Consider the following 553-nt stretch of genomic DNA (forward strand, 5'->3'; position numbering starts at 1 on the left):
GTGGGCGGTGACATCCATTCCGCTGTGGGAAACGGGCTCCCAGCTGAGCAGGATCCGGCCGAGATCCAACGGTGCGGAGTTGGCGGGCAGCCAGTGGACGGATCCCGTCGGCGCGTCAGCCTCGATCAAGGGCACGGGGCCCGAAGACTCAGGTGAAAGCCTGCCCGCGCAGGACGGTCCAGTATGACCAGCAAGAGCAGGAGGGGGCCATGAACGCAATCCTGGTCCATATCAACCCCGGCGGCGTTGCGGAGCCGCTCGCTGGCGGACCCGGCCCCGATCGCACGCAACCCCTGCACGCAGTCCCACTGCCCTGAGCCTCGCCGCGGGCCAGTCGACGACGGGAGGCTGAGGGGCGATGGAAACGGGCGCGTCGCCGGTCGGTACAGCGGTGTTGCTGCGACGCGGCGGGCAAGTTCGCTGCCGTTTCGTGGACACCCGGTTCCGGCGGCGTACCGGTGCTCGCCGAAGCGCTTGCCCTGTGGCTGCTCGGACATTGACGTCGTCCTGGGCGGCTGGGTCGTTCGGGTGCTTTCGAGTCCGGCTGACGAGT

At 68.9% G+C, this 553-nt stretch carries 1 protein-coding gene; it reads left to right on the plus strand.

What is annotated here, in order from left to right; all coding sequences use genetic code 11:
- On the plus strand, positions 1-187 hold a 187-nt coding region (locus ABD323_RS44720; RefSeq protein ID WP_344447693.1), incomplete at its 5' end, for a hypothetical protein.
- Positions 188-553 lie beyond the last annotated feature (366 nt).

Source organism: Kitasatospora nipponensis (assembly GCF_039528135.1).
Taxonomy (GTDB): Bacteria; Actinomycetota; Actinomycetes; order Streptomycetales; family Streptomycetaceae; genus Kitasatospora; species Kitasatospora nipponensis.